Raw genomic sequence first — 6,849 nt, forward strand, 5'->3', positions numbered from 1 at the left:
GGTATCCATGATAATTTCTTTGAACTTGGAGGGCATAGTTTGTTGGTTTTAAAATTAACTAATATTGTAAATGAAAAATTAGGTACTGATTTTAGTATTAATTCAATATTTCAATATCCAACTATTTTTGAGTTTACTGGAGGAATTGAATTTTTAGATTACTCTAAGTATAAATTAATGATAGCTTTACAAGAGAAAGGAAACTCACAGGCTATTTACCTTGCTCCTCCAGCAAGTGGAACTGCTAACTGTTATATTGAATTAGTTAAATCATTAGGAATAAATCAGCCGGTTTATGCATTTCAATGTAAGGGTTTAGATGGACAATGTTCAGTTTCATCTTCTATTGAAGAAATGGCTTCGGAATTCATTATAGAAATGCAAACTGTGGATCCATATGGTCCTTATAGACTTGGAGGATTTTCATTTGGAGCAAGAGTAGTTTATGAAATGGCATTTCAATTAGAAAAGATGGGATTTTATGTTGAAGAGTTATTAATTTTTGATGGAATGGTTTTATTTGAAGAAAAGTCTACAATAAATCAAGATAGGAAGTTTAGGGAATTTTTAATGGAATTAACGGATACTTTTGGTGAAGATTTTAATTGGCCTGAATTAATCCCTGAAGGTAAATCTAAGGAAGAGCAAATTCAATTGCTAGGTGAATTATTAGAAAATTCAAAATATAATATAAGTAAGGAAGAATTAAAAGGTCGTTTAGAAGTAGATTTCGCTAATGAAAATTATTCATATTTACCAAAAAATGAAATTAAGCTGGACACAAGAATTATTTTATTTAAAGCAGGAAATACACTAATTAAAATGGATGATAAAATAATAAAATATAGTGATTTACATGAAGTTGATTACGGATGGAATCAATATACTAATAAAGAAGTTGTTGTTCATACAATACCTTGCACACATACAAATATTTTAAATAAAGAACATGTAGAGAAAATATCTTATTACCTAAAGTAAAATGATTTCTTACATGAATCTGATAATTTATAATATAAAAACTATCTATTTTTTACATTCAGATGAATAGATAGTATTAGTGGGAATAAAATGGTGCTATTCGTAGGGTAAAATTTACTTAATGTAGCAATAGAAAATTAATATAAATAATTTAATAATGGAATTTGGAATAATGTTTTTCGCTAGTAGCGAAGATTCTTTAACAGGTAATGTATATGATTTAGTAAAAAAATGCGCAATTTATGGGGATGAAAATAATTTCTCTTCAATTTGGGTTCCAGAGCGGCATTTTACCGAATTTGGAGGTATATTTAATAATCCAGCTATACTTCATGCATCTTTGGCTAACATAACAAAAACGATACGACTAAACAGTGGTAGCGTTGTGATGGCATTACATGATCCAATACGTGTTGCGGAAGAATGGGCAATGGTTGATAATTTGTCTAATGGACGTGTAGGATTATCCATAGCTCCAGGTTGGAATCCAGATGATTTTGTTTTTTTTCCGCAAAACAATAAAAATAAGCATGAAATAATGTACGAAGGGATAAGTACGGTGAAAAAGCTCTGGAAGGGTGAATACATAGAACGATTAAGTGGAAATGGAAAAAAAACGAATATTAAAATATATCCATCTACAATACAAGAGGAAGTGCCATTCTATTTAACGGTGAGTGGAAATCCTGAAGGTTTTAAAAATGCAGGAAAACTAGGGTTTAATATACTCACATCTGTATTAGATCAAAGCATAGAGGAATTGTCGGAAAAAATTTACCTTTATAGACAAACACGCAAAGAAAATGGTTTTGATCCTCAAACAGGTAAAATTACTCTAATGTTACATACATTTATTGGCTCAGACGACAAGGCAATAAAAGAAGAGGCTAGATTACCTTATTGCAATTTTTTAAAACGAAATAAAAAACTATTTGAAGGAATGACTTACAACAGAAATAGTAATTTTTCACTGGACTCTTTATCAGAGGAAGATTTAGATGAATTTTTAAATTTTATTTATGAAAGATTTACAAATACTAAAGGATTAATAGGAAGTAAGGAATCTTGCTATGAGATGATAAAAAAGACAAAAGCTGCGGGAGTGGATGAAATAGCTTGTTTACTTGATTTTGGACCATCGTCTAATAGAATATTTGAAAACTTATATTATTTGAATGAATTAAAGAATTCGTACAAAAATTCGATTTAATAAATACTAAACTCAGAGATAATACAGTTTCGAACCTAAGCTTGTTAGAGTCTAATTTAACTGATTTTTTGTTTTAAAAAAAAACTTATGCCACGATTCTGCCGCAAAACTTTATACTGTTGAATTACGTTAAAAACCGCCTTAACTTTTTGTAGCAAAAACAGTATCCACTCCAGTGTCTCTATGTGCCATAATTTGGCCAAATAATAAAAAAAATGTACCTCGGTTTTCGAGGTGCAAATGGGGTACAAATTTAATCAAAACATGGCTAAACAACCAAAAGAAAAGATAAATAAAAATGAGTTAAAATATTGTTTGTTAATACTTTAACTCGTTTGTTTGTTTTTGTTTTTTGTTATTTTGTTTCTCTATTTGCCAATGCAGAAATTAGCAAAAATATTCCCTAACAATTCATCGTTGGAAACCTGACCGGTAATAAGACCAAATTGATATAAAGCTTCGCGTATGTCAAGTGCAATCAGATCGCTTGAAAGATTAGTTTCCAGACCAAATTTCACTTTCTGAATTTCATCCAGGGCTTTAAGTAGAGAATCGTAATGCCTTGTATTCGTTACGATAGTTTCATTATTACGAAGTGCTCCTGTGTTGACGTAAGACAGCAATTGCTCTTTTAGTTCTTCCACTCCAATATTTTCTTTAGCCGAAATTTTTAGAAGTTTTAAGTTTAAAGTTTCAAGTTTTTGATTGATGTTCCCGATTTCATTTTCACTCAATAAATCAACCTTGTTGACCACTACTAATATAGGTTTAAGAGGGTATTTGTTTTTAACCTTTTCAATCTCTACAATATAGTCAGAACCTGAAACCTGAAACCTGAAACCATCAAACAAAAAGACGACAAGCTGTGCCTGATCGATTTTTTCGAAGGTTTTTTTAATTCCGATGCTTTCTACCACATCTTTAGTCTCACGGATTCCTGCCGTATCAATAAATCTGAAACCAATTCCGCCAATTACTAACTCATCTTCGATGGTGTCGCGTGTGGTTCCTGCAATGTCAGAAACAATGGCGCGCTCTTCGTTTAATAGGGCATTGAGCAGAGTAGATTTACCCACATTTGGTTCTCCCACAATAGCAACCGGAATTCCGTTTTTGATCACATTACCAACTGCAAACGAATCAATCAGACGTTTTAAGACAAATTCAATTCGATTTAATAACTCATGAAATTGTGTACGGTCGGCAAATTCTACATCTTCTTCTGCGAAATCCAGTTCTAGCTCAATTAAAGAAGCAAAGTTTAGTAGCTCTTCACGAAGTTTGGCTATTTCATTGCTAAAACCACCGCGCATTTGCTGCATAGCGATTTGGTGTGATGCTTCATTATCTGATGAAATCAAATCGGCAACTGCTTCTGCCTGTGATAAATCAAGTTTTCCATTTAAAAAAGCTCTAAGGGTAAATTCCCCCGCATCAGCCATTCGGCAACCTTTTCGTAACAATAACTGAATAATTTGCTGTTGGATATACGTCGAGCCATGACATGAAATTTCAATCGTATTTTCTCCTGTATAAGAGTTAGGTCCTTTAAAAACGGAAACCAATACTTCATCAAGTGTTTTCGAATCGTCCACAATATGGCCTAAATGCAAAGTATGGGTTTTCTGGAGAGTTAAGTCTTTGTTTTTTATGGATTTAAAAACCGAATTCCCAATGGTAATAGCATCGGAACCTGAAATACGGATGATCGCAATAGCTCCAGCCCCGGATGGGGTAGCCAATGCAACTATAGAATCTTGATTTATCATGCTGCAAAGGTATAAAAAAAGCCATAAAGTTGCGAACTCAAAGAAGAGTTGATTAGGAGACTTTCAGTCCTTTAAATGTCAATTTTAGTAATTTTTTAAATGTTAAAATACTGATAATTATCAGTTTGATTTGCGTTTAGAATGTTTAAATTTGAGAAACAAACCTTTAATCTCAAGCAAAATGAAAAAGATACTATTTCCCACAGATTTTTCTGAAGCGGCGACAAATGCTTTTGTCCATGCCTTAGAATTTGCCAAAATTGTAAACGCCGAATTAGTTTTGTTACACACTTTTGAGATTCCGGTTTACGATAGTCAGTTTTTTCCCGAAAATTACGCCTCGATTTACAGCTCAATCGAACTGGCAAAGTTTGAAATGTTTAAAGATGAGATCCCAAGGCTTAGAACTATTGCCGCGGAACGAAAATTAGATCACATTGTAATCAAACATCGTTTGATGGACGGTGATTTGATTTTTAATCTGAAAAATGCAGTAGAAGAAGATCATATCGATTTTGTGATAATGGGAACTTCAGGTGTTTCAGACTGGACAAAATTTTTCCTCGGATCGAATACAAGTTCTGTAATTTCAGAAGTCAAAGTACCCGTTTTGTGTATTCCCGCAGATGCAAAATTCAAAAAAATAAAAACAATTGGTTTTACAACCCGCTATCGTGAAAAAGACAAAGCTGAGCTTCGAAAAGTGCTGGAAATAGCAAAGAAAACAAATGCTAAAGTAAAAAGTCTATACGTTAGAGCATCAAATACAGATGTTTCTGATGCTACAATTAAAGAATGGGATAAAGAATTTGCTCATGAAAATGTAGAGTTTTTGGTCTTGCCAAGTGATGAAGTAAAAGAGACTATTCTCGATTTTGTACTGTATAAAGATGTGGACGTTCTAACGGTTATTACACACAAAAAATCTTTCTTTGAAAGTATTTTCGAATCCAGTTTCAGTAAAAAAATAACTAAGGAGGTTTCGATACCGGTTTTGGTTATGCATGAAAGCTAAAATCAAAGACTAATTAGTGCTGGAATGTGAGTGTAAAAGCTATATTTGTGTTTCATTAATTTATAAGAATGGAAGCCTATCACAATAAAGTTGAATACTATACAGCACTCTTTAATAAAATCAACAAAAAATACAACAGCATCAGTATTCTGCGTCTTTTAAGCGTATTTCTGTGTTTGTTTTTATTGTTTTACTACATAAAAACGAATGAAATACTTTACGTAGCTTTTGCTTTTTTGTCTTTTGTTGGTTTTCTTTTTTTAATGCGTATTCATTCGCATTTATCTTTTAAGAGAGAACATACTAAGGCAATTCTAAAACTAAATAAGAATGAAATTGCTTATTTGAAAAGAGAGAAAATCCCTTTTGAGAACGGGATCGAATTCAATGACTTCAGTCATCCGTATGCTTACGATTTGGATGTTTTTGGAGAGCATTCGTTATTTCAAAATCTAAACAGGACCGCCACTTATATCGGAAAAAAAACACTGGCCAATCAATTGCTGAATTTGTCTTCCAATGAAACTATTCTTGAAAATCAGGAAGCAATCGGGGAATTGAAAACTAAAATGGATTGGCGTCAGGATTTTTTGGCCTTGGCAATGATTAGTTATGACACAAAGAATACTTATGATGCTTTAATTTATTGGAAATCATTTGAAAATAATAAACTACCTAAAGTTTTAATTGCGTTATCCGTTATTCTTCCAGTCCTGTTTTTTGGCTTTTTGGCAGCCTATTTTATTACTTCAAAAGTAATTTTATTATCGTATCTGACCTATGTTTTTATTGCCAATATGATTGTTTTGGGAAGTTCGTTTAAACGGATTCAGTCAGAGATTGCGAAGGCTGATAATGTGGATAAAATTATTAAGCAGTATAGTTTACTGGTTCAAAAAATCGAGACAGAAACTTTTCAGTCAAAAAGATTGATTGATTTACAACAAGAGCTTATTTTTAAGAATGCAACGGCGAGTAAACATTTAAAAGATCTTTCGGAGCTATTTTCCAGAATGGATACGATTAACAATTTTGTTACGGCAACGGTTTTTAACGGCATGTTTTTATTCAATTTGCATGTTTTAAAAGCGCTTTTGAAATGGAAAGAAAACTATTCTGAAAAATTGGAGCAATGGATTAATATTGTTGGCGAGTTTGAAGCACTGAACAGTTTGGCTAACTTATCGTATAATAATCCTGATTTTGTGTTTCCCGAAATTAATTCCGACTATAAAATTGGATTTTCAAATTTGAGTCATCCTTTGTTAAATTCGGCAACAAGAATAGGGAATGACACTCACTTTTATCCTGAATCTTTCCTGATTTTAACAGGTTCTAATATGTCGGGTAAAAGTACTTTTTTAAGAAGTTTAGGAATCAATATGGTACTGGGAGGAATTGGTTCAGTAGTTTGTGCTTCAAAAGCTAACATGCATCCACTTCCTGTATTAGTTTCAATGCGATTGTCCGATTCGTTAGCCGATAGTGAATCGTACTTTTTTGCTGAAATTAAGCGTTTAAAGCAAATTATGGATGCTTTGGAAGAACGTCCTGCTTTTGTTTTATTGGATGAAATTTTGAGAGGAACAAACTCTGATGATAAACGAAACGGAACAATCGAAGTCGTTAAAAAGGTAATCGCTAAGAATGCAATTGGTGCGATTGCTACACATGATATTGAGGTGTGTTTGACAACAAATGAATATCCTGAGGTTTTAACCAATCAGTGTTTTGAAGTCGAAATTAAAGAGAATGATCTCCATTTTGATTACAAGCTGCGTGATGGAATTTGTAAAAATAAGAGTGCAACTTTCCTGATGAAGAAAATGGGAGTAATATGATTGTAGGTTGTGAAATGTAAGATGTGAAATGTA

Annotated in this window: 5 protein-coding genes; 4 read left to right on the plus strand and 1 reads right to left on the minus strand. The window is 32.5% G+C overall.

All coding sequences use genetic code 11. The features are described 5' to 3' along the window. Together B0A80_RS20140 and B0A80_RS20145 are read left to right on the plus strand one after the other, a co-directional pair. Window positions 1–981, plus strand: a 981-nt coding sequence (locus B0A80_RS20140) for a thioesterase domain-containing protein (protein ID WP_133063726.1), incomplete at its 5' end; no start/stop codon positions are given. Window positions 982–1,138: 157 nt separating this feature from the next. Beyond that, window positions 1,139–2,191 carry a MupA/Atu3671 family FMN-dependent luciferase-like monooxygenase gene (locus B0A80_RS20145; RefSeq protein ID WP_089078453.1) on the plus strand — a complete coding sequence of 351 codons (1,053 nt, stop codon included), beginning with the start codon at window positions 1,139–1,141 and terminating at the stop codon, window positions 2,189–2,191. Between the two features lie 368 nt (window positions 2,192–2,559). On the opposite strand, the gene mnmE is transcribed toward B0A80_RS20145, so the two are convergent. Continuing rightward, on the minus strand, window positions 2,560–3,960 hold the full coding sequence (mnmE, locus tag B0A80_RS20150; protein WP_070905684.1) for a tRNA uridine-5-carboxymethylaminomethyl(34) synthesis GTPase MnmE: 1,401 nt from the start codon (window positions 3,958–3,960) through the stop codon (window positions 2,560–2,562). 181 nt (window positions 3,961–4,141) lie between these two features. Between mnmE and B0A80_RS20155 the strand changes: the two genes are divergently transcribed. After that, window positions 4,142–4,975: a universal stress protein gene (locus B0A80_RS20155; RefSeq protein WP_089078454.1), complete on the plus strand. Its 834-nt coding sequence runs from the start codon at window positions 4,142–4,144 to the stop codon at window positions 4,973–4,975. A gap of 68 nt (window positions 4,976–5,043) precedes the next feature. After that, a complete protein-coding gene (locus B0A80_RS20160; RefSeq protein ID WP_089078455.1) occupies window positions 5,044–6,816 on the plus strand; it encodes a MutS-related protein in 1,773 nt (590 codons plus the stop codon). The last annotated feature ends 33 nt before the right edge of the window (window positions 6,817–6,849 follow it).

The sequence above is a fragment of the Flavobacterium tructae genome, assembly GCF_002217475.1.
Classification (GTDB): domain Bacteria; phylum Bacteroidota; class Bacteroidia; order Flavobacteriales; family Flavobacteriaceae; genus Flavobacterium; species Flavobacterium tructae.